A 20,919-nucleotide genomic window follows, 5' to 3' on the forward strand; every position below is an offset into this window, starting at 1 on the left:
GTGATTACGTCCATGCCCCTGTTAAATTTTAAAAAGGCTGACTTTAGCAAACTAACACAGAGTAAAACACAGCCACCAGCAGTACGGAAACTTTATAAATAAACATAAAAAATCTGAGATGAACACAGAGCAACCACACTAATTTTTTTGTAATGCACCCCAGAAAAACTCCTTTCATTTTTTCAGTAAATATTTAATAAAAATGTTTAAAAAAATGCCTAGATCTCACACTAATAAATAATTTTATTACTATAATATAAGTGGGTTGAGCGCAATAATTTAACCCTTAAATTATATTTTTATTATTCTGTACATAGACGTTAGAGCAGTGTTCTAACTTAGGAAAAATAGGAGTTTAATATGTTAAATACAAATGTAGGTGGTATGGATCGTACACTTCGTATTATTCTCGGAGTAGTGCTTACTTTGGTAGGTGCATGGTCATTTAACTGGTGGGGAATAGTTGGTCTTGCGCTATTATTCACTGGCCTAATGAATTGGTGCCCTCTTTATACATCACTTGGAGTATCAACTTGCCATAAGGAAGGGTCAACAGAGTAAGTCACTGATCAATCATAAAATAAATAAGATCATTTTCTTTTCAAGTTTTTAAAGTAAATGAGATTATTAAAAAGTAGTGAACGGCTAACATCAATACTAGAGAAACATGACTAGTATAAAATATCATAATACCAAGCTATTCACTCAGTATCAGAGAAGTAGTTAACAACCTGCTTCTCTGCAAATGTTTACTTAAAGCACCATCCTTCCACATTAAAAACATCGTGAATATTAACAAACGATAAAAATATAACAGCCTTACCTAAACAATTAACTCATTTTAATAAAATCAAAAAAATGCTGGGTTAGTTGAGACTGGTGCAGAGAGATTTCTCCTAAACACTACGTTGAAAATGGACAAATTGATGAGATAAGAAAGTTATTCGATGCTCAGGCTTTTGGTTTCCTTTTCTTCATAATTAATATTTCTCCAAGTAAATCACTTTTCCTAAGTCTAATATTAAACATTTAATTCATGTCTTTTATCTCTTTAAACAACTAACATAAAACAAATTTTATTAAATAACCATGGAGGAATTATTGATAAATAATATGACCGCGAATACTTCAGCAACGAATAATCGACTTTTATGGTTGGCTGTTTTAGGCTTGTTAATGACCAATTTATTTTGGGCAATTAATGCTATTTTAGCACGAGGTTACATGCCAGAAGTGGCACCTATCGCCATGAACTTATTTCGTTGGCTAGGAGCATTTGTATTATTAACTCCTTTTGCACTACCAAGTATCATTAAAAATTGGTCTTTGATCCGTCCTCATTTATTACCTTTAACGGGATTGGCGATATTAAGTATCGCACTTTATAACAGCTTGCTCTATTTAGCGGCTAATTTTACTACTGCGGTTAATATCACCCTCATTAATACACTGATCCCAATTGCAACACTTTTAATTGCATGGCGAGTATTAGATAATCGCCCTCGATTAATGCAATCAATTGGTATGGGAATATCAATAATGGGTGTTTTACTGATTTTAACAAAAGGCGAATTATTACATTTATTAAATCTTAAATTTAGTCAGGGTGATCTGTTTATGGTCGCAGCTGTTGTCGTCTGGGCACTATTTACCGTGTTATTAAAAAAGATGCCGCTTAAGTTATCCGCTATTACAGTACTTTATATATTAGTGATACTTGGACTTCCTTTTTTGATCATGGCTTATGTTATTGAAGCAGTATTTTTTAAATTTTATTTTCCTTCAATTGCACATTTAAGTTTATTTGCTTATTTATGGATTTTCCCTTCGTTACTGGCTTATGTTTTTTGGACAAATGGAATTGCTCGTCTTGGTGCTGAAACCACTTCCTTATCAATAACTTTAATGCCTTTATTTGGTGCGGCATTGGCGATTATATTCCTTGATGAATCAATATATTGGTTTCATATTGTCGGCGGATTATGCTCTTTGATAGGTATGTTGCTTGCATTATTACCAAGTAATAAACTCGCATCATTTGGGGTGTTTAAAAAAACGAAATAGAAGCTTGATAAGTGGATATTTATTACAGGAGTGATGACATGAAAAATAATGATATTGGTTTTAAACACGACTATGAAAATACAACACTGACATTTGAAGATGTTTGTAAACTGTCCGGTAATATTATATTAGAGTTTGGAACCGCTTGGTGTGCTCACTGTCAGGCAGCCAGTTCAGCGATAGAAGAAGTATTCACTGAACATACAACATTATCCCACATAAAAATAGTTGACGGGAAAGGCAAACGATTAGGGCGTGTATTCAAAGTAAAACTTTGGCCGACCTTAATTCTCTTACATGACGGTAAAGAAGTTGCTCGTGTTGTTAGGCCATTACATTCTGACGAGGTGCGTCAATTAACAGAAAAAATAAACTAAGGTGATATCTTTCTACTTATGTTTACATAAGTTGCTTTATTAATGCAGCAATCAACATAACAAAAACTAATATCGGCAATATTTTACTGTATTTTGCCTGTTGTTTTTCATCTGTTGGTTTAGCAAATCGTTCAACTAACACAACCATTAATACCAGTGCTAAAAATAACGTTCCTAAAATAATCAACATCGACATGTTCTAACACCTTTTAAACTAATGAATAACAGAAATCACAGTGAGCAATCTCATTGCATGCTTTAAACTCGAAAAATTATACCTATAACATTAAATAATTTATCTAAATTTTGTGCTTAAAAGACAGGTCAGTTCAGGTTTAAATTGATCTCCCCTTTACGAAATTTACAACAAATAACAGGGCTGCTTTAACAAAATAGATAAACCATTGATTGTGATGGGTATTATAACTATCTCAACATCCTTAAGGTATATAAGCTACAATGGGCTCACCAAATTCACACTTAAACGCTCATTACCTGTAATGACCAATTAAGTTATTGGAAAGGTACAGTTTAAACTAACGTTTAGATAATTAATGCTAAACACATCCCTGCATTGCAATAACTCACACTTCTATTTTTTAAGATACCACGTATCAATATTTTCATATTTCAACATTTTCACATTTAACGTTTTTTGCTTTCAAAGGTGGACTTTATTGCCTTTGGAATCAGATCCCCTCATCAAAAGAAATAAAAATGAAAATAACCATTATTGGAGCTGGTAATGCAGGATCAGCTTGTGCATTTATGGCTGCAGAAGCAGGACATAAAGTAAGATTGCTAAAAACCTCAAATAACGTGACACATGATGAACATTTTCAAGCGATGTCCAATAATCAAGGGATCTATTGCATCAACAACACCAATAATGGTCATTTTACAGATAGTGCTGATGATGCAGAAAAAGCCTTTCAGCCATTAGATATGGTTACCCGAGATCCTAAAATTGCTATCGAAGGCGCCGATGTTGTGATGATATTTATCCAAACGACCTACCATGAAGCTTTAGCAAAACGAATAGCAAAATACTTTCAAGATAGTCAGCTGGTCATGCTGATCCCTGGTTATGCTGGCAGTCTGTTTTATCACCAACATTGCACTAACACCCCTATTTTTGCAGAAGGAGAATCAACTCCTAATGATGCCAGAATAGTCTCGTCAGGTGTTGTAAAAGTATTATTCAAAAATATTAGAAACTCACTTTCATTTTTTCCAGCGGTTAAAACAACAGAGGGCATGAAGATAGCGTGTAAATTATTTCCAGCTTATCAAATTGAAGCAGATCAAGTCCGTAAACATATTTTTGAATCCGCTTTACATAACCCTAATATCATAGTGCATACCATAGGTTTATATGTCATGTACCCTATGCTTGAATATTGTGCCAAACATCATCCCGATGAAGTGCCTTATATGTATAGAGATGCACTTTCTACAGAAATGGCATGGTTGATGATAGAAAAACTAGATGCTGAGAAAATGGCTGTGTTAAGTGCATTAGGATGCCAAGCAATACCTTATCTAGAAGCCTGTTTATTTAGAAATGAAACAGACCTTACACAAGATGCCAGAGATGTATTTGAAAGTTATAAATTATCATCACCACCCGGACCTTATAGCTTTGATAATCGATACATTACAGAAGATGTTCCGATGGGCTTGGTTTTATTAGCATCATTAGGTGAAAAACTAAATGTTGCGATGCCAGAATGTAATCGTTTAATTGAAATGTGTGGCGGTCTTCTAAAAAGAGATTTTTACAAAGAAGGAAGAACCTTAGGCTCACTAGGATTAAGCACATTATCAACAAAAGAGCTTCTACTCTTTCTAAATAGCGGCATTGTGCCAATTAAAAAACTCATTGCATAATTAGCCACCTAGATATACAGCTTAATTAAAAGGTAAATTCAACCTTGAAGTACATAACCATTAAGCTGTTATTTAATAGTATTATTATATAAACCCTGAATTGGGGGTGAGTCATTTAAAGTATTAATATCAGCTATATAGAGCTAAGTATTTACCCAGAAAAAGACATAAGCCCACTTATAAAGTAGTCTTTCATTTTTTAATTTTTCTTTCTTCAATATTCTACTATTTTTCAATAACCAAACACGCTACACTTTTTAAGTGCTTAGCAAACTACGGTGAAAATATGTGTTTAGAAAAGAACAGAATGACTGTCAATGATAATCCAACATCGAACAAAACAAGCAACACACAATTACAGCGACCGCTTGTAATTGCTCCACAATGGCTTGAACGCTTAGTGGAAGAACCTAATAAAAAAAGACTATTAGATCAACGAAGTCCCTTTCAAAGAGATAAAGCGCGTGTATTACATTCAGCTGCTTTTCGACGTTTACAATCTAAAACTCAAATTCATAATAATGGCCTCAGCGACTTTTATCGAACTCGCTTAACGCACTCGCTAGAAGTTGCACAAATTGGTACTGGCATTGTTGCTAATTTAAAACTGATCCAACCAGAATTTTTGGCACTACTGCCTGGTAATAATTTAATTGAAACAATTTGTTTAAGCCACGATATTGGCCACCCTCCTTTTGGCCACGGTGGAGAAACAGCACTTAATTATATGATGATCAAGCATGGTGGATTTGAGGGGAATGGCCAAACATTTAGAATACTAACTCAGCTTGAACAATATACTGAATTTAATGGCATGAATTTAACCCGTCGTAGTTTACTGGGGTTATTAAAATATCCTATTTGTTTAAGTGAAATAAGTGCTGCGTATCCACAGGATACAAGTCGAAATTTCCGTCAATTAAAAACTGAAGAGTGGATGCCTGCAAAAGGTATTTACGATCATGATAAAACATTGTTAGATGCTGTATTAGCACCTTTATGCGAAAGTGACCGTCAATTATTTGGCAGTAAACGCACCCCTGAGGCTGATTCAAAACAACATTTAAAATCAAAATATAAATCTCTTGATTGTTCCATCATGGAAATTGCAGATGATATTGCATACGGTGTTCATGATCTTGAAGATGCCATTGCGATGGGGATTATTACTAAAGCATTATGGCAAGAAAAAGTATTAACACAATTATCTAGCATTGAAGATTTTTGCTTACATCACCAATTACAAGAGATCACTGATAATCTATTTTCATCGCAACACTTTAAACGTAAAGATGCCATTGGAGCATTAGTTAACGCACTAATCACATCCATTAGGATCCAACAAGTTAATAAACGATTTGTAGAACCATTATTAGCCTATAACGCTTACTTGGCACCAGCAATGTTTCAAGCTTTAGAGATCTTAAAGAAATTCGTGTTGAACTACGTAATAAAAAGTCCTGATTTACAAATTTTAGAATATCGCGGACAGCAAATCGTGATGGAATTATTTGAAGCATTTAGAGCAGGACCATTACGTTTTTTACCAGAAAGAGCGAAGCAGTTATGGAAAGAACAAAACGGAGATAGTTCACGTGAACAACGGGTTATCGCAGATTATATTTCCAGCTTAACCGATAACCATGCGTTACGATTACATGCAAGTTTATTCAGTAGCAATCAAACAACCCCGATGATCGGTGAACATACTTTTTAAGTAATTCGGTTTTATGACAATAAATGTAAACAGCAGAGTTATTTAACCATTTAAATAACTCTGTCAAAAATGACGACTAAACCATTACTTTATTCTTTTACTTAATAACCAAGCATGGAGCTAAAAATAATTTATTGCACTCAATGAGTGCAATGTAACCAAAATAATGCATCAAAATTAGGCATAAACTCTTTTATTGAGGGGGTCATAAGACAATAAAAATATGCAACAGACAATAATGTTCATCCCGTTTTCTACATCCTAAATGGCTATTCTTAATTATAACCTTTAACGTATTCCTTGGTAACAACCTCTGCTATAGGCGTTTCATATAAGCGTTCAACTCTGTGCTGAGACATATTTTTATCTAAATGTGTTTTCTTAAGTTGGAAAGCAATATGGTTAGTACAATCATTTAATAAAGATGTGTTGGCCGTAGTGAATTTTGGTTTGTTATGCATAATTTGATACTCCTATATCAGAATGATTCTGTTAATAATTTAAATACTTAGTAATATATGAAGCATTTTGTATGCCAATATAAAAAAAGTGGTTATTTATATTTCTATCCTTACCGAATCATTCAGTATTACGGCTAAAATTGGAATTTAGCTTTACTCTATAAAATAGTCATAAAAGAACATAACTCAATACACCTACAATTCCCGCATCGTTGAACTTTCCCAAGTAAATAATGACTTTCAGCAACAGAAAACAAGTCAATACTCATAATAAGCAAAACCTACCCAACAAGTTAAAAATACCGTGAATAATAATCAAAAATGAGCTAAAAAATACATAACTACTCAATAACAAATAATGGTTTTAAAAGAGAGGTACATGAATCTAGAAACAAAAAAATCCCATGAGCAATTAAATCATAGGATTTTATCTGAGTTAGCCGTTGATCATCGATTTAATAAAAAACCGATCTTATGACTGCTTAATATTACGATAAGCTAAGGCGATGGGATAACCACGTTGCTGAGTGTACAACTCAGAACGTTCTGTGATTTCTTCATCACTTAGTGAATGCGTGATAGGAAATAATCGACCACCAACTAAGTGCTTATCAAGCAAACCAATCTCAGCTAACTTTTCAGTTAAGGCATCCGCACAAGTTAATACTGATGACGCTTTTACTATTTCACAGCGAGCATAATTATTATTCTCAAAAGAAACGCCCGCGGCACGCAAGTTAGCATCTTCACCTGGGATCTGCTGTGCGCCAAATAATGGTTTGCCTTCCACAGTAGCTTGCTTGAAAGTAGGAATATAACGCGATAAATGTGCAATGGCTCTTTCCCCACGATCAATCACTTCTTGCTCAAGCCAACCTGTATCTATTTTCCGTAAAAATTGTGAATCAAGCTGAGGCTGTGAGCTATTTTCAGAAGTAGCCACCAAGCCATTATCAAATAATGTTATTTGATCTGTCATACCATGTAACTGTACAAAATTATTCGCATAAGGCGTAAATTGAGCCATGCCTTCTGGCGTACCTCTTTCCCCATGAAAAATCACTTCTGGCCATAAACCATTAGTACCCTGCCACTTGGTTACATAAGCGGCTTTGAACTCAACTAAACGTTGACGATGAAAACCAGCTAAATCATCAATTTCACCTGTTTTAAAACCAGCTGCATTAATTAAATAATCAAACTCAACAGATTCTTGAATAGAATCTTTAGCAAAAGTCACTTGCCATTTTTGTTGTTTATTTTGATCTATTTTTATAACTTTAGTATTTAAATGTATCTGACAACTTGTATTTTTTTCCAATGAAAGTGCTGCTGTTGCACCAAGGCGAAAGACATTCCAGCCAAACTCTTGAACTAATACCACTGGGTATTTAAGCAATGATAAATCCACATGTTTGGCAAATGGAATCATCCACTCTTGAGCTGTTTTAGGGACTTTCACTTCATCTAATAATGCTAATCGTTGCAATTCTTCTAATTCAAATAATTGGTAATAATCACTCACTTTGCCCAAGACTTGATTTTGATTATCTTGATCAATCAGTTTTTGATATTCGGCTTGTAGTAAGTTTAATCTAGGTAATAATGCTAATGGTTCTCCAGTATCTTGCTGTGGTACAGCAATCACAGTAGGACGATAGTCAACTGAATCAGGGTATAAACGCAGTGCTTCAATGGATTCTTTTAATAAAGTAACACATTGCTGATCTGGAATTTCACGATATAAATTACCCCCTGCATGTAAATGGCAAATAGGCGGTCCATTAACTAAACTGGTGCCCTTTTCAAACAGTTCTACTTGTAAGCCAATTTCGCTTAAATACAAAGCAATTGAAGCCCCTGCTATCCCACCACCAATAATGGCTATTTTTTTATCTTTCATTAAACTCTTCGCCATTGTTAAACATATTTTATGCTTAACATTATTTTCTGATTGACTGCTATTGATTAACTAGTCAGCTAATGTGTACTGGTTAACATGAGAAAAAGTTGCATTAATATCGGCAAAATCATCAAAACTGGCATCAGGGCCATGCTCGTTAATATTTTCCCCATAGTTGTAACCATAAGTTAAACCAATACTTTGCATCTTAGCCGCATTAGCGGCTAAAATATCGTTTTTCGAGTCCCCGACCATGACACACTGATCAACACTAAGTCCTAATTTTTGACAGGTATACTGAAGCGGTAAAGGATCTGGTTTACGTTTATCTAAACTGTCACCACCTAATAATATTTCAAATAGACCATTTAGCTCTAATCCATCAAGAATGGGTTGGATCAAGTCGTAGGGTTTATTTGTCACAACAGCGAGGCGATAACCTTTTATTTTTAAAGCTTTTAAAGTTGCTAATACGTTTGGATAAGTCACAGTAGCAACACAAATATTTTGAGCATAAAACTCAAGAAAAATAGCCAAAGCTTTTTCAACTAGCTCAGGATCAAGATCTGCACGAATATCAATCTGAGCAGATAATGCTCTTTGTACTAAAATGCTTGCACCATTACCTACCCAAGAACGAATAATATTTTCTGATATTTTTTCTCGGCCAATAGTGGTTAACATATGATTAATAGCGAGTGCTAAATCAGGTGCGCTATCAATCAATGTGCCATCTAAATCAAATAATATGGCTTCTTTATTAGTAAATTTCACAAATAATTCCTATTTAAACTATGACGTTGACCAATCGCATCAAAAAACTATTTATTGATCACTTAACATCCATGGAGTTATACGTACAACCGTCAGATTAAGTTCATTTATTTTATTAATTACTGCTAAGTTATCGTTATGAAGTAATATTTGTTTGTCGTTAATAGGACTAACAAGATCACCTAAAGCTGTTCGTTGCGATGCATTCAAAGTATCAGAAAGCTGTAAACGTACACCAGCATATGTAGGTAAAAAGTATTTACCTATCATGCCTGCATTTTTCTTTAAAACACCTTCGAGTTGTTCACTAATCAATATTAATTTTTGTTCATTTAAATCAGCTAGTTCACGTTCTTTAGCCATCACTGTAATTTGTAAATCACAGCTAGATACGTTTTTACCATCATTAATATCAACTACTAACATACCGCCATCTTTGCGATCTTGGTCTGAGTAATAAGGTAATAAACGACCTTCTGGTTCAAACAAAATAGGTTCAAATCGTCTTTCAACCTGCATCTGAGCATTGTTAATAGCACATAAATTTTTATCGTTTCTATCTACCAAATAAAAAGCTGTCGTTACATATTGATAATCTAATTTATACATGGTTTTCATGTAACCAAAAAAAACAGAGTAATTTAATTTGATAGTTGATGCTTGAGCAAATGAAGAGCTCAATATCAAGGTTATAATGAGTAATAAACGCATCTAGTCATTCCTTTTTTAAATCATCTACAGCTTAGGCTTCAAAACCACCGCTTTTAGGGCCTGAACTATCATCGTCATCAGAGTGTTTATCAGTAGACGACTCATTTGTCGCGCCTTCTGGTACTTCAGTCACAGAAATACCCACGCCACAAATTTGGCGATAAATTATTCCCATCACATTCACACAGAATGGAACAATAAATAACAAACCAATACCTGAAGTTATAATACCGATGAAAAATAGGATACAAAAAATGATTAATAGTTGCGTGAATTGACCAATATTTTTATGCACTAATTTAAAAGATAATTTTAACGCCAAAATAGGCGGTACTTTTTTCTCTGCAATTAACGGATAAACCAAGCAGAAAGACATTTTAAGATATAACAGCACAATGACTGATAATGTAAATCCAATACTACCAAAGACTTGAGCAAAGACGATACCCGCGATATTAGTTAATAAATTAACCATCAGTGCCGCTAGTGATAGTTTAAAAATAATATTAAAGTATTTAAAAAGATCAAAGGATTTGGTTTTTAAACCAATTGAATGATGTACTCCCATCATTAACAAACCTGTTGTAAATAATGGAACAATGAGTAGCGCAATAACAAAGAACAGTCCTAATACCCTAGGATCTTCTATAGAGGCCATATCTTTAACTAACATGGCAAAGACAGCAGTAAATGTCAGCATGATAAAAAGACAGGCAGTGAGTAGCGGTAAAAAGTGTTTGCGTGTTACTTTAAAAGCATCTTGAAACAGTTTTTTTAAATCGAATTGGTACCCTTCGGCAAGAGATTTTTTAATATCTCCGCCTAATACAAAGTGTTTTGAATTCATAACAAGCTAACTTTCCTAAATTGTATGACAGCTATTCAGCAGCGGATCATTGTAGGGGGTTCTGTTAGCTTTTCAAGTACATTAATAATTTCTAACGATTATTTAAAGATCATCTTCACCGTTCTATTTACATTAAGTTCCCATTAAAATATTTTTAACCAGTTCTGGCACCATTTGCGTCGCTTTTCCTTGTTTAAAAATATCAAAATGACTATGAATTTCACTGGCTTCTAAATTCACTTCAATTGAATCAGCACCGACACTTTTAGCTTCTTCAACAAATCCTGCAGCGGGATAAACTGTTCCAGAGGTTCCTATTGCGATAAATAGATCAGATTGAGCAAGATGGTGATAAATAATATCTAAGCCTAAAGGCATTTCACCAAACCAAACAATATGAGGACGAAGCTCTAAAGGATATTGGCAGCAAGTACAAAAATCATTAGTTGTCAGGTCTGTTGTCCATTGAATAACTTGGTTTGTTTTAGCGCAGCGTACTTTTAATAATTCACCGTGCATGTGTATCACGTTTTTAGATCCAGCTTGCTCATGTAAATTATCTATATTTTGTGTCACTAATAAAAATTCACCATCAAACTTTTCTTCTAACTCCGCTAAAGCATAATGAGCGGCATTAGGTTTACTTTCACCTAAACAAAAATCTTGGCGACGTTTATTATAAAAATCGAGCACTAATTCAGGGTTGCGTTTATAACCGTCTAAAGTAGCAACGTCTTCCAATTTATATTTTTCCCACAATCCATCTTTAGCACGAAATGTATCGATCCCTGATTCTGCAGAAATACCTGCACCAGTTAAGACTACAATTTTTTTATATTTACTCACTATAAGATGGCTCCTATCTATTAAATATCATCACTAATTGTAGTGTTATGGTAAAAAAAAATTGTGTCTTAGTTCATGTTACGGTTGAATTTTAGGCAAAAAAAAAGCCGCTAAGCGACTTTTTCTAAAACACATATGGATTATTTATTAGGAGTATCAGGTAAGCTTTCTTCTACCAACTCTTTCAGTTTCTGACCAGCTTTAAAAGTAACTACTCGTCGAGCTTCAATAGGAATATCTTCACCCGTTTTTGGATTACGACCAGGTCGCTCTCCTTTATCCTTCAGTTCAAACCCACCAAAACCTGAAATTTTTACTGGAGAACCAGCTTCAAGGGTTGATTTGATCTCTTCAAAGAAAGATTCAACAAACTCTTTTGCTTCTCGTTTGCTTAATCCAATTTCTTCCGATAAATGTGCTGCAATTTCCGCTTTAGTCAGTGCCATAAATTAATCTCTCAACGATGCATTAAACTCCGTAGAAACCGCTTCAACTATTGAATTAACGCTATCAGCAATCTCTTGTTCTTCCAAAGTACGACTTGTATCTTGTAATGTTAAGCCTATTGCTAAGCTTTTTTTACCGTCTTCAACGCCTTGACCTTGGTATACGTCAAACAAGTTTATGCTAACTAGTTCAGAACCGCCAATTTTTTCTATAAATTTTAGTACCTTACCTGCATTTATATGCTCATCAACCACAAAAGCAAGGTCACGATTATTAGCTTGGAACTTAGAAATATTACCCGCTTGTGGTAATTTACGGGTTAAAATAGCATCAACTTCGATTTCAAATATAATCGCTTGACCATTTAATGCAAACGGTTTTTTAAGGCTTGGATGTAAACTACCAATGTAACCAATATTTTTTCCATTACGATAAATACCAGCTGATTGCCCAGGATGTAAAGCGCTATGTTTCTCTGCTTTAAACTCAAAGCTAGTATCATCAACGGTTAAATCTAATACCGCTTCTAAATCAGCTTTAAGATCAAAAAAGTCAGCAGCACGGCTTTCGATAGACCAATGTTCATCATTGACATTACCAATAATCACACCTGATAACATTGATTGTTGGCGAATACCATTTTCAGCTTGTTCATCTTTAATGAAACGTAAACCAGTTTCAAATAAACGTACTCGGTTCTGTTGGCGCTTTTGGTTTTTAGAAACACTTTCTAATAAACCAGTCCATAAACTCACTCGCATCGCAGACATATCTTTAGAGATCGGATGAGGTAAGATAAGTGCATCAGCTTGAGGGTGTAATTTAAGCTGTTTATCAGGATCAACAAAACTGTAAGTGATTGCTTCTTGATATTCACGATTAACTAACACATCACGGATCTTTGCTAATTTTAAACGAGATTCGTTATGAGCAGGCATGGTTAAAGCAGCTTGCGGCGCAATATTAGGGATATTGTTATAACCATATACGCGAGCGACTTCTTCAATTAAGTCTTCTTCAATTTCCATATCGAAACGATATGTTGGTGCTAAAGCAGACCAACCTTCAGCCGTTTCAGAAACTTTACAACCTAATTGCGTTAATATCTTCTGAACACGTTCAGAATCAATTGAAATACCGATTAAACGATCTAACTTACTACGACGTAATTCAATTGTTGCTTGTTTTGGTAAATTCACTTCGCTAACCGCTTCAGTCATTGGGCCAACTTGTCCGCCACAAATTTCAACTAAAAGCTGTGTTGCACGTTCCATTGCCGTTGCTTGTAAAACAGGGTCAACACCACGTTCATAACGATGTGAAGCATCAGTATGCAAACCATAGCTACGTGCTCGACCAGCAATTGCTAACGGAGCAAAGAATGCACTTTCTAAGAAGATGTCAGTAGAACCTTCTTGCACACCTGAATCTTGACCACCAAAGATACCCGCTATCGCTAATGCTTTAGATTGATCGGCAATCACTAATGTATCAGCGTTTAGTTTTACTTCTTTACCGTCTAATAACGTTAATTTTTCATCTTGTTCAGCAAGACGAACTTCAATGCCACCTTCTAATTTAGTTAAATCAAAGGCATGCATAGGATGACCAAACTCAAGTAAAACGTATTGTGTAATATCAACCACAGCATCAACACTACGCACACCACAACGACGTAGTTTTTCAACCATCCATAGAGGTGTTGTTGCATTTTGATTAATGCCTTTGATCACACGTCCAAGGTAACGAGGACATGCTTCAGGTGCTTGTAAATTAATGGCAACTTGGTCATCAATGGTAACAGCTACGTTTTCCCATGTTGCTTGAGTTGCTTCAATACCATTTAACACAGCAACTTCGCGCGCTAAACCTGCAATACCTAAGCAGTCTGCACGGTTTGCAGTTAAATCAACATCAATCGTTACATCATCAAGTTGTAAGTATTCACGTACACATTCACCAATCGGTGCATCTAACGGTAATTCAATAATACCTTCCGCACTTTCAGCCATGCCTAGCTCTGATTCAGAACACAACATGCCAAACGATGGTTGACCACGTAGTTTTGCTTTTTTAATTTTAAAATCACCCGGTAACACAGCGCCAACAACTGCAACTGCAACTTTTAAACCTTGGCGGCAATTTTTTGCACCACAAACAATATCGATTAACTCTTCTTCACCGATATTAATTTTGGTTACTTGTAATTTATCTGCATCAGGGTGTGGACCACATTCAACCACTTCGCCAACTAATACTTTACTAAATTCACCAGCAACAGCCTCTACATCATCAACTTCAAGACCAGCCATAGTGATTTGATGTGTTAATTCATCACGTGTAATTTCTGGGTTAACCCACTCGCGTAACCAAGCTTCACTAAATTTCATTGTCATTAACCCTTATTTGAATTGCTTGAGGAAACGAAGATCGTTTTCAAAGAAAGAACGTAAATCATTTACGTCGTAACGCAGCATTGTTAAACGTTCAATACCCATACCAAAGGCAAAACCAGAGTATTTTTCAGGATCAACACCCATTGATTTTAATACTGAAGGATGCACCATGCCGCAGCCTAATACTTCTAACCAGCCATTTTTACCTTTTACATCTACTTCTGCAGAAGGTTCAGTAAATGGGAAATAAGACGGACGGAAACGTACTTCTAAATCTTGCTCAAAGAAGTTATGTAAGAAATCATGCAAAATACCTTTAAGCTGCGTAAAGCTAACATTTTCTGCAATCATCAAACCTTCAACCTGATGAAACATTGGTGTATGTGTTTGGTCATAATCGTTACGGTAAACGCGTCCAGGAGAGATAATACGTACCGGTGGATTTTGATTTTCCATAGTACGAATTTGTACACCAGAAGTTTGCGTACGTAATACTAAATCAGGATTAAAATAGAATGTATCGTGATCAGCACGTGCTGGATGATGCGGAGGAATATTTAGCGCATCAAAGTTATGGTAACCATCTTCAACTTCAGGTCCATCTTTTACTTCAAAACCTAATTCACTAAAAAATTCAACTATACGTTCAGTTGTACGCGTGACAGGGTGAACATTACCCTGCTTTGAACCACGACCAGGCAAGGTTACGTCAATTGTTTCAGAAGCTAATTTTTCATTTAAAATCGCTTCTTCTAAACATTTTTTACGCTCAACTAATACCGCTTGAATCGCTTGTTTAGCTTGATTAATTAATTGACCCGCAGCAGGTTTTTCAGCAGGTGGTAATTTACCCAGCCCTTTCATTTGCTCGGTCATTAAACCTTTTTTGCCAAGATATTGTAAACGAATCTCTTCTAACTCGTTAATATCCGCGGCGTTTTCGATCTGTTGTTGCGCATTAGCAACGATTTCATCTAGATGCTGCATTCAATTTACTCTACTTTAAGACAAGTGATAAAAAATATGGATGCAATTTTACGCAGATCAAATAGATATGGCTAGTGCTGAGGACATTTTGCAGAAGATAAAACACTGCAAACGAAGAATTATTTTAAGAAATGTATCTCTTCGTTGCAGTGCTTTAAAAATCAAAGTAGTTTGTTGGTTTATTTAACCACCCAAGTTTGAGTGATAAGCAATTCGTCTTGGTTATACAATTGACTAGTAAATCGGTCGCCTAAGTTAATTTTACCGACACCTTTTGGAGTGCCAGTCATCAATATATCGTTATTTTCAAAGCTCATAAATTCACTGACCTGTTTAACGATATCTGCAGGTTTATAAATCATCAAGTCGTAATCTGCTTGTTGAATAACTTGATCGTTAATCAATAAAACTAAACGTAATAATTTAACATCATTAGTATTATCTAAGCTAACAAACTCAGAAAATACAGCAGATTTATCAAACGCTTTTGCTCGTTCCCAAGGTAAGCCTTTTTCTTTTAATCTACTTTGCACTTCTCTTTTTGTTAAATCTAAACCAATGCCTGCTGCCATAAACTGATTATCTTTGATGATCAAAGAGAGCTCTGCTTCGTAATGAACAGCATCAATAGGATGTGTTGCTATTTCATCTGAAATAGCTGAATTGGGTTTAACAAAAATAACCGGCTCCGTTGGTACTTCATTATTTAATTCTTCAATATGTTCAACATAGTTACGCCCGATACAAACTACTTTAGACGGTGTAATTTTTTGACCATTTAATAATACAGACTGCATAGCACGCCCCTTTTAAAATAATTTATTACATTCAGATATTAACTGATGAGCATTTTTATCTTCAATATTTTAACTCTTTAAGTGGTTGCACTTTTAAAAAGTGTAAAGTAATTATTGCTTGTCACTGCTGCTAATTCTGCAAATGAAACACCTTTTAAGTGTGCAACAAACTGTGCTACATCATAGGTATATGCTGGCTCATTTTCTTTACCTCGATGTGGTACAGGCGCTAAATAAGGGGAATCCGTTTCAACAAGTAGGCGATCTAACGGTATCGCTTTAATCACTTCCTGTAAGCTTTTGGCGTTTTTAAAAGTAACAATACCTGACACTGAAATATAGAATCCCATTTTCATTGCTTCTTCAGCCATTTCGATAGATTCAGTAAAACAATGCAAGATACCACCAACTTGTTCAGCTCCCTCTTCACGAAGAATATCTAGTGTTTCTTGGCGAGCATCACGAGTGTGGATGATTAATGGTTTATTTAATTTTTTAGCGACACGAATTTGTTTACGAAAAGCGTCAATTTGCCATTCTTTAGTTTCTGGAGAGTAGAAAAAATCTAACCCTGTTTCTCCTATGGCAACCACTTTATCTGCACTTGCATATTCTAATAACAAAGCTTCATCCATTACCGCATCTTTATATAATGGATGCACACCACAGGTACTCGAAACTTGTTTAAAAGGAGCAATCATTTCAGCCATTGCTGGATAATCGTCTAGCGTCACACACACACTTAATAAATGTGAAATGCCTTTTTCTTTTGCTTTTTCAATAACATCTGCAATATTTTTATGTTTTTTATCGTAATCTAATCGGTCAAGATGACAATGAGAATCCACTAACATGGTGTGCTTTCCTTAAATTTATTTTTTATCTTTATTAATAAGGCATTAATTAATAATTCTTTTTTCAAGGCTGAATGTTCAACTAATAAAGATCGAGTCGTCAATATTTCAGTACTTAATGTACGTAAACTTTTAAGTGATAATTGTATTTGCCAAAGTTGTAACTGCGGTAAAGCAAAGTAATAGATAGCATCTTCATTAAGCTGATTATCATTTAATTTTAAACGATGAATATCGTGCAACAAATGAAATAACAGCAATAAATTTTGTTCTACATCTTTAGCGATTAATGATGAAAATGAAAATAGATTAATAGGCTGATATAACAGATTAAATAATCCTTCAACGCACTGTCGGCGAGTATCTAATGAAGGATCTTGCTGTAATAACTTTAAATGATTAAGCAATGCTAACGGACTATTTTGAAACCACCGTAACACCCCTAAATCACTAACTTGGTAACCTAATTGATATAACCAATTAATTAATGTTTGATCATCTGGACTATGTAAATGGGTTTGCTGTAAACGGCTTAATAACGTAGGCATTAATTGATGATGAGTACGTGCTAATAAAATAAGATAACTATCACCTTGAGGCTCTTCTAAGGTTTTTAATAATGCATTAGCAGCAGACTCAGTTAATTGTTCCGCCCCTTTAATTAAAACAACTTTGTTGTTGCCTAATTGTGGGCGTTCATTAAGTTTTTCAGTTAATAAACGAACTTGGTCGATACCAATTGATTTATTCTTTTCTGCCTCTAACAAATGAAAATCAAGATGATTATTAGCATTAATAAGTTGGCAAGAGTGACACTGAAAACAAGCATCATTATTTTGTTTATTAGTACACAGTAAAAATTGGGCTAATTGTTTTGCTATTTTCTGTTTACCAATACCACTACTACCAGTAAATAATAAACCATGAGCAAAACGTCCTTGATGATAGGTTTTTTGCAACTTCTCGTAAAAAGGAGTTAACCAAGGAGTAGACACATGCTGCAAATCACTTGTTAGGCTATCGATTTTATCTGACATTTATAGACTCGCTGCCCATCTATCAAGTTGACAATGAATAGCAGCCTCAACTTGTGTAAATGATTCACTTGCATCAATACTCACGGCACTAGGTTCATCTACGACTAATTGCTGAAAAATAGCGCGAGAGCGATTAAAAAAATCAATGGCTAAACGTTCGATCCGATCAAGCTCTCCACGGCCACGTGCTCTGGCTAAACCTAATTCAGGCTCAATATCTAAGAACAAAGTAAAGTCAGCTTTAAAATCCCCTAATGCAACCTGCTTGATCTCATTAATCAACTCTAAATCGATACCACGTCCACCACCTTGATAAGCTAAAGAAGACCAATTATGGCGATCTCCAATCACCACTTTATTTTTTGCTAACGCCGGTTTTATTTTATGTTCCACTAATTGCACACGTGCAGCATACATGATCAGCAATTCAGCTTTATCTGCTAATTGTTCACCATCAATATCCATTTTAACAATTTCACGCATTTTCTCTGCTAATACAGTACCGCCGGGTTCACGAGTTAATGCAATTTGCTGTTCAGTCACTCCTTGGGCTAACAACCAAGACTTAATATATTCGATAGCCGTACTCTTTCCTGCACCTTCTAAACCTTCAATAACAATAAATTTACCCACTAGCTTTTCTAATACTGACATTCTATTTTCCTCGGATATATTTATTAACCGCATTATTATGTTCTTTAAGGTTTTTTGAGAAATAAGATGTGCCATCACCTTTACTTACAAAATATAAATACCTTGTTTTTGCTGGATGTAATGCGGCATAAAGAGCCTGTTCGCTTGGCATTGCAATAGGTGTCGGAGGTAAACCATGCATGGTATAAGTATTGTACGCTGTCTTTTCACGTAGGTCTTTGCTACGAATACGCCCATCATAACGATCTCCCATTCCATAAATAACCGTAGGATCTGTTTGTAAACGCATACCAATTCTTAGACGATTAACAAAAACTGATGATATTTTATCTCGATCATTTGAAAGCCCACTCTCTTTTTCAATAATTGAAGCCATGATCAATGCTTCATAAGCATTTTTATAAGGTAAGTTTTTGTCTCTTTCTGACCATAATTTATCTAACACTTTTTGCTGATGCTGGTAGGCTTTTTTAATGATACTAAAAGCACTCATATCCACCGTATAGTGATATGTTTCAGGAAATAATAAACCTTCAATTTTTTTATAAGGGCTGCCTAACTTTTCTAATAAAACAACTTCATCATCATCAAGAGGCTTTAAGTGTTCTGCATTACCCAGCACTTTTAGCCAATCTTTATAAGTACTACCTTCAACAAAAGTTAATTTAAATTCAAACTCACGCCCGCTATTTAAGATAATTAAAATATCTTCCAAAGAAGCACCTTTAGGCAGTTGATAAGTACCTGATTTTATCTTTGTTAATTCTGGATTCAGTTTTGAAATTACTTTCCACCAAGTGGTTTTATCTAATAAACCTTGTGCAACTAATTGAGGCCCTAAATGTGAAAAATAACTACCATCCTTTAAAGTAAACAATTGTGTTTCTTGTACTCTTGGAGATGTTAAATATTCATTGATTTGAGATTTGCCCCATAATAATGAACCAGCCAAAATAAGGCATACTAGTAAAAAGATGAGGGCTAATTTTTTAATCATTCTGAAATTCTTCCTTGGTTAAGCACCGCTTGTAATTCAGTTACTCTCTGTAACTGTTGTTGAGAATATGTTTTACCTTGATATTGTTTAACTGGCACAACTCCCATCAAGGCATTAGTTAAAAATAGACATGAAGCTTGGTTAACTTCAATCAAGCTTATTTCTTTTTCAATAACATCAATTAATGCATGTTGTAAAATACGAGCTCGCATCACCCCCGCCACACCACAATAATCTAATTTAGGTGTATACCATTGATCGTTAAGATAAATAAATACGTTAGCGGCACAAGCTTCAATAAGGTGATCAAACTCATCACAGACTAAACCTTCAACGGCTTGTTTACTCATGAGTTCTTGTTTAATAAGAACCTGTTCTAATCTAGCAAGCGATTTTAGTCCAGCCAGTTGTTTATTACGACTTAACAGGCTTTCACACTGGATGATATCAATCCCTTGTTTCTGCCATTGTAAATAGATCTCAGGAAAAGGTGAAAGACTAATAATTCGTGTTGGTGTTTGGCAGTTTTCGATACTATAACCACGGCCACCACTGCCTCTCGTTAATATAACTTTTAGTACATAGTGAGCATGCTCTTTTACTGTTTGTGCATAGTCTGTAACTTCCTGCTCTAATAACAACCAATCCACATCAGGAAAAAATAAACGAGCAGCACCAAGCTGTAGTCGCTGTAGATGCAATGACCAATCTATTATCAGACCAAACTCAACTTTAATCGTAGAAAATAATCCATCAGCATAAGCAAGTCCACGGTCTGTTGCACACAGTTTATTATTTTCTAATCCATTAATTAACATCTTATGTTATCAGCCTCTAGAAATTTAAATTGTTCAATATGGTTATATAAAATTAACCATATCTATTTGTGAGGGGTTTAAAAGCTATATCACTACTTTAAACTTTTATATAACGACTATCAGCTCATTTTTTATAATACCAATTACATTAACTATGTAATCTAAATTTTAAGCAGAAAAAACAATTCAATTCGAGATGTAAATTGAGATAAATGGTGGTTCCATTTACGAAATTTATAACAAAGAAGTGAGTTGTTTTAACCTGTAAAATAGATCAGCTATTTATCTTGATTGATATAAGCTCGGTTACAAAATTTAGACATAAAAAAACCCGATTTCAAA

The 20,919-nt window shown here is 34.8% G+C and carries 21 protein-coding genes; 5 read left to right on the forward strand and 16 right to left on the reverse strand.

The genetic code is table 11. From position 1 onward, the window contains the following. Positions 1-360: 360 nt before the first annotated feature. From E2R68_RS08700 to E2R68_RS08710, 3 genes are all read left to right on the forward strand, one after another. Positions 361-561, forward strand: coding sequence for a YgaP family membrane protein (locus E2R68_RS08700; protein ID WP_134277308.1), 201 nt, complete (start codon positions 361-363; stop codon positions 559-561). A 540-nt stretch (positions 562-1,101) separates the two neighbouring features. Further along, on the forward strand, positions 1,102-2,064 hold the full coding sequence (locus tag E2R68_RS08705) for a DMT family transporter (RefSeq protein ID WP_166738837.1): 963 nt from the start codon (positions 1,102-1,104) through the stop codon (positions 2,062-2,064). 38 nt (positions 2,065-2,102) lie between these two features. After that, complete coding sequence (locus E2R68_RS08710) at positions 2,103-2,441, forward strand: thioredoxin family protein (protein ID WP_134277310.1); 339 nt, start codon at positions 2,103-2,105, stop codon at positions 2,439-2,441. A 22-nt stretch (positions 2,442-2,463) separates the two neighbouring features. On the opposite strand, the gene E2R68_RS13910 is transcribed toward E2R68_RS08710, so the two are convergent. Next, entirely contained in the window at positions 2,464-2,637 is a 174-nt protein-coding gene (locus E2R68_RS13910; protein WP_166738838.1) for a hypothetical protein, read from the reverse strand. 521 nt (positions 2,638-3,158) lie between these two features. On the opposite strand from E2R68_RS13910, the gene E2R68_RS08715 reads away from it, so the two are divergent. Further along, on the forward strand, positions 3,159-4,331 hold the full coding sequence (locus E2R68_RS08715) for an NAD/NADP-dependent octopine/nopaline dehydrogenase family protein (RefSeq protein ID WP_134277311.1): 1,173 nt from the start codon (positions 3,159-3,161) through the stop codon (positions 4,329-4,331). Between the two features lie 307 nt (positions 4,332-4,638). Next, positions 4,639-6,048: an anti-phage deoxyguanosine triphosphatase gene (locus E2R68_RS08720; protein ID WP_134277434.1), complete on the forward strand. Its 1,410-nt coding sequence runs from the start codon at positions 4,639-4,641 to the stop codon at positions 6,046-6,048. A 275-nt stretch (positions 6,049-6,323) separates the two neighbouring features. Here the strand turns inward: E2R68_RS08720 and E2R68_RS08725 are convergent, their stop codons facing one another. The 15 genes from E2R68_RS08725 to pabC form a co-directional block, all read right to left on the reverse strand. Next, positions 6,324-6,509, reverse strand: coding sequence for a hypothetical protein (locus E2R68_RS08725; protein WP_134277312.1), 186 nt, complete (start codon positions 6,507-6,509; stop codon positions 6,324-6,326). A gap of 472 nt (positions 6,510-6,981) precedes the next feature. After that, positions 6,982-8,412, reverse strand: coding sequence for an FAD-dependent oxidoreductase (locus tag E2R68_RS08730; protein ID WP_243834637.1), 1,431 nt, complete (start codon positions 8,410-8,412; stop codon positions 6,982-6,984). A 69-nt stretch (positions 8,413-8,481) separates the two neighbouring features. Beyond that, positions 8,482-9,186, reverse strand: coding sequence for a phosphoglycolate phosphatase (locus tag E2R68_RS08735; RefSeq protein ID WP_134277314.1), 705 nt, complete (start codon positions 9,184-9,186; stop codon positions 8,482-8,484). A gap of 51 nt (positions 9,187-9,237) precedes the next feature. Next, complete coding sequence (locus E2R68_RS08740) at positions 9,238-9,897, reverse strand: DUF2987 domain-containing protein (protein ID WP_134277315.1); 660 nt, start codon at positions 9,895-9,897, stop codon at positions 9,238-9,240. 31 nt (positions 9,898-9,928) lie between these two features. Continuing rightward, positions 9,929-10,744, reverse strand: a complete 816-nt coding sequence (locus E2R68_RS08745; protein ID WP_134277316.1) for a DUF2189 domain-containing protein — start codon at positions 10,742-10,744, stop codon at positions 9,929-9,931. Positions 10,745-10,876: 132 nt separating this feature from the next. Beyond that, on the reverse strand, positions 10,877-11,590 hold the full coding sequence (gene cobB, locus E2R68_RS08750; protein ID WP_208380180.1) for a Sir2 family NAD+-dependent deacetylase: 714 nt from the start codon (positions 11,588-11,590) through the stop codon (positions 10,877-10,879). Positions 11,591-11,730: 140 nt separating this feature from the next. After that, entirely contained in the window at positions 11,731-12,036 is a 306-nt protein-coding gene (locus E2R68_RS08755) for an integration host factor subunit alpha (RefSeq protein ID WP_134277318.1), read from the reverse strand. A 3-nt stretch (positions 12,037-12,039) separates the two neighbouring features. Then, a complete protein-coding gene (pheT, locus tag E2R68_RS08760; protein ID WP_134277319.1) occupies positions 12,040-14,427 on the reverse strand; it encodes a phenylalanine--tRNA ligase subunit beta in 2,388 nt (795 codons plus the stop codon). A 12-nt stretch (positions 14,428-14,439) separates the two neighbouring features. Beyond that, on the reverse strand, positions 14,440-15,420 hold the full coding sequence (gene pheS, locus E2R68_RS08765; RefSeq protein ID WP_134277320.1) for a phenylalanine--tRNA ligase subunit alpha: 981 nt from the start codon (positions 15,418-15,420) through the stop codon (positions 14,440-14,442). Positions 15,421-15,599: 179 nt separating this feature from the next. Further along, entirely contained in the window at positions 15,600-16,217 is a 618-nt protein-coding gene (locus E2R68_RS08770) for a fumarylacetoacetate hydrolase family protein (protein ID WP_134277321.1), read from the reverse strand. Positions 16,218-16,294: 77 nt separating this feature from the next. Continuing rightward, positions 16,295-17,071 carry a TatD family hydrolase gene (locus E2R68_RS08775; RefSeq protein ID WP_134277322.1) on the reverse strand — a complete coding sequence of 259 codons (777 nt, stop codon included), beginning with the start codon at positions 17,069-17,071 and terminating at the stop codon, positions 16,295-16,297. Beyond that, the gene (gene holB, locus E2R68_RS08780) at positions 17,065-18,108 is read right to left on the reverse strand and encodes a DNA polymerase III subunit delta' (protein ID WP_134277323.1); all 1,044 of its coding nucleotides are present in this window, start codon (positions 18,106-18,108) and stop codon (positions 17,065-17,067) included. The genes E2R68_RS08775 and holB overlap by 7 nt, the downstream gene beginning before the upstream one ends. Further along, the gene (tmk, locus tag E2R68_RS08785) at positions 18,109-18,762 is read right to left on the reverse strand and encodes a dTMP kinase (RefSeq protein ID WP_134277324.1); all 654 of its coding nucleotides are present in this window, start codon (positions 18,760-18,762) and stop codon (positions 18,109-18,111) included. 1 nt (position 18,763) lies between these two features. Then, positions 18,764-19,759 (reverse strand): endolytic transglycosylase MltG, encoded by a 996-nt coding sequence (gene mltG / locus E2R68_RS08790; RefSeq protein ID WP_134277325.1) that lies wholly within the window; start codon positions 19,757-19,759, stop codon positions 18,764-18,766. After that, entirely contained in the window at positions 19,756-20,577 is an 822-nt protein-coding gene (gene pabC / locus E2R68_RS08795; protein ID WP_134277326.1) for an aminodeoxychorismate lyase, read from the reverse strand. Before pabC ends, mltG begins: the two co-directional genes overlap by 4 nt. Between the last annotated feature and the right edge of the window lie 342 nt (positions 20,578-20,919).

Origin of the sequence: Psychromonas algarum, from assembly GCF_004376845.1 — a bacterium.
GTDB lineage: Bacteria > Pseudomonadota > Gammaproteobacteria > Enterobacterales > Psychromonadaceae > Psychromonas.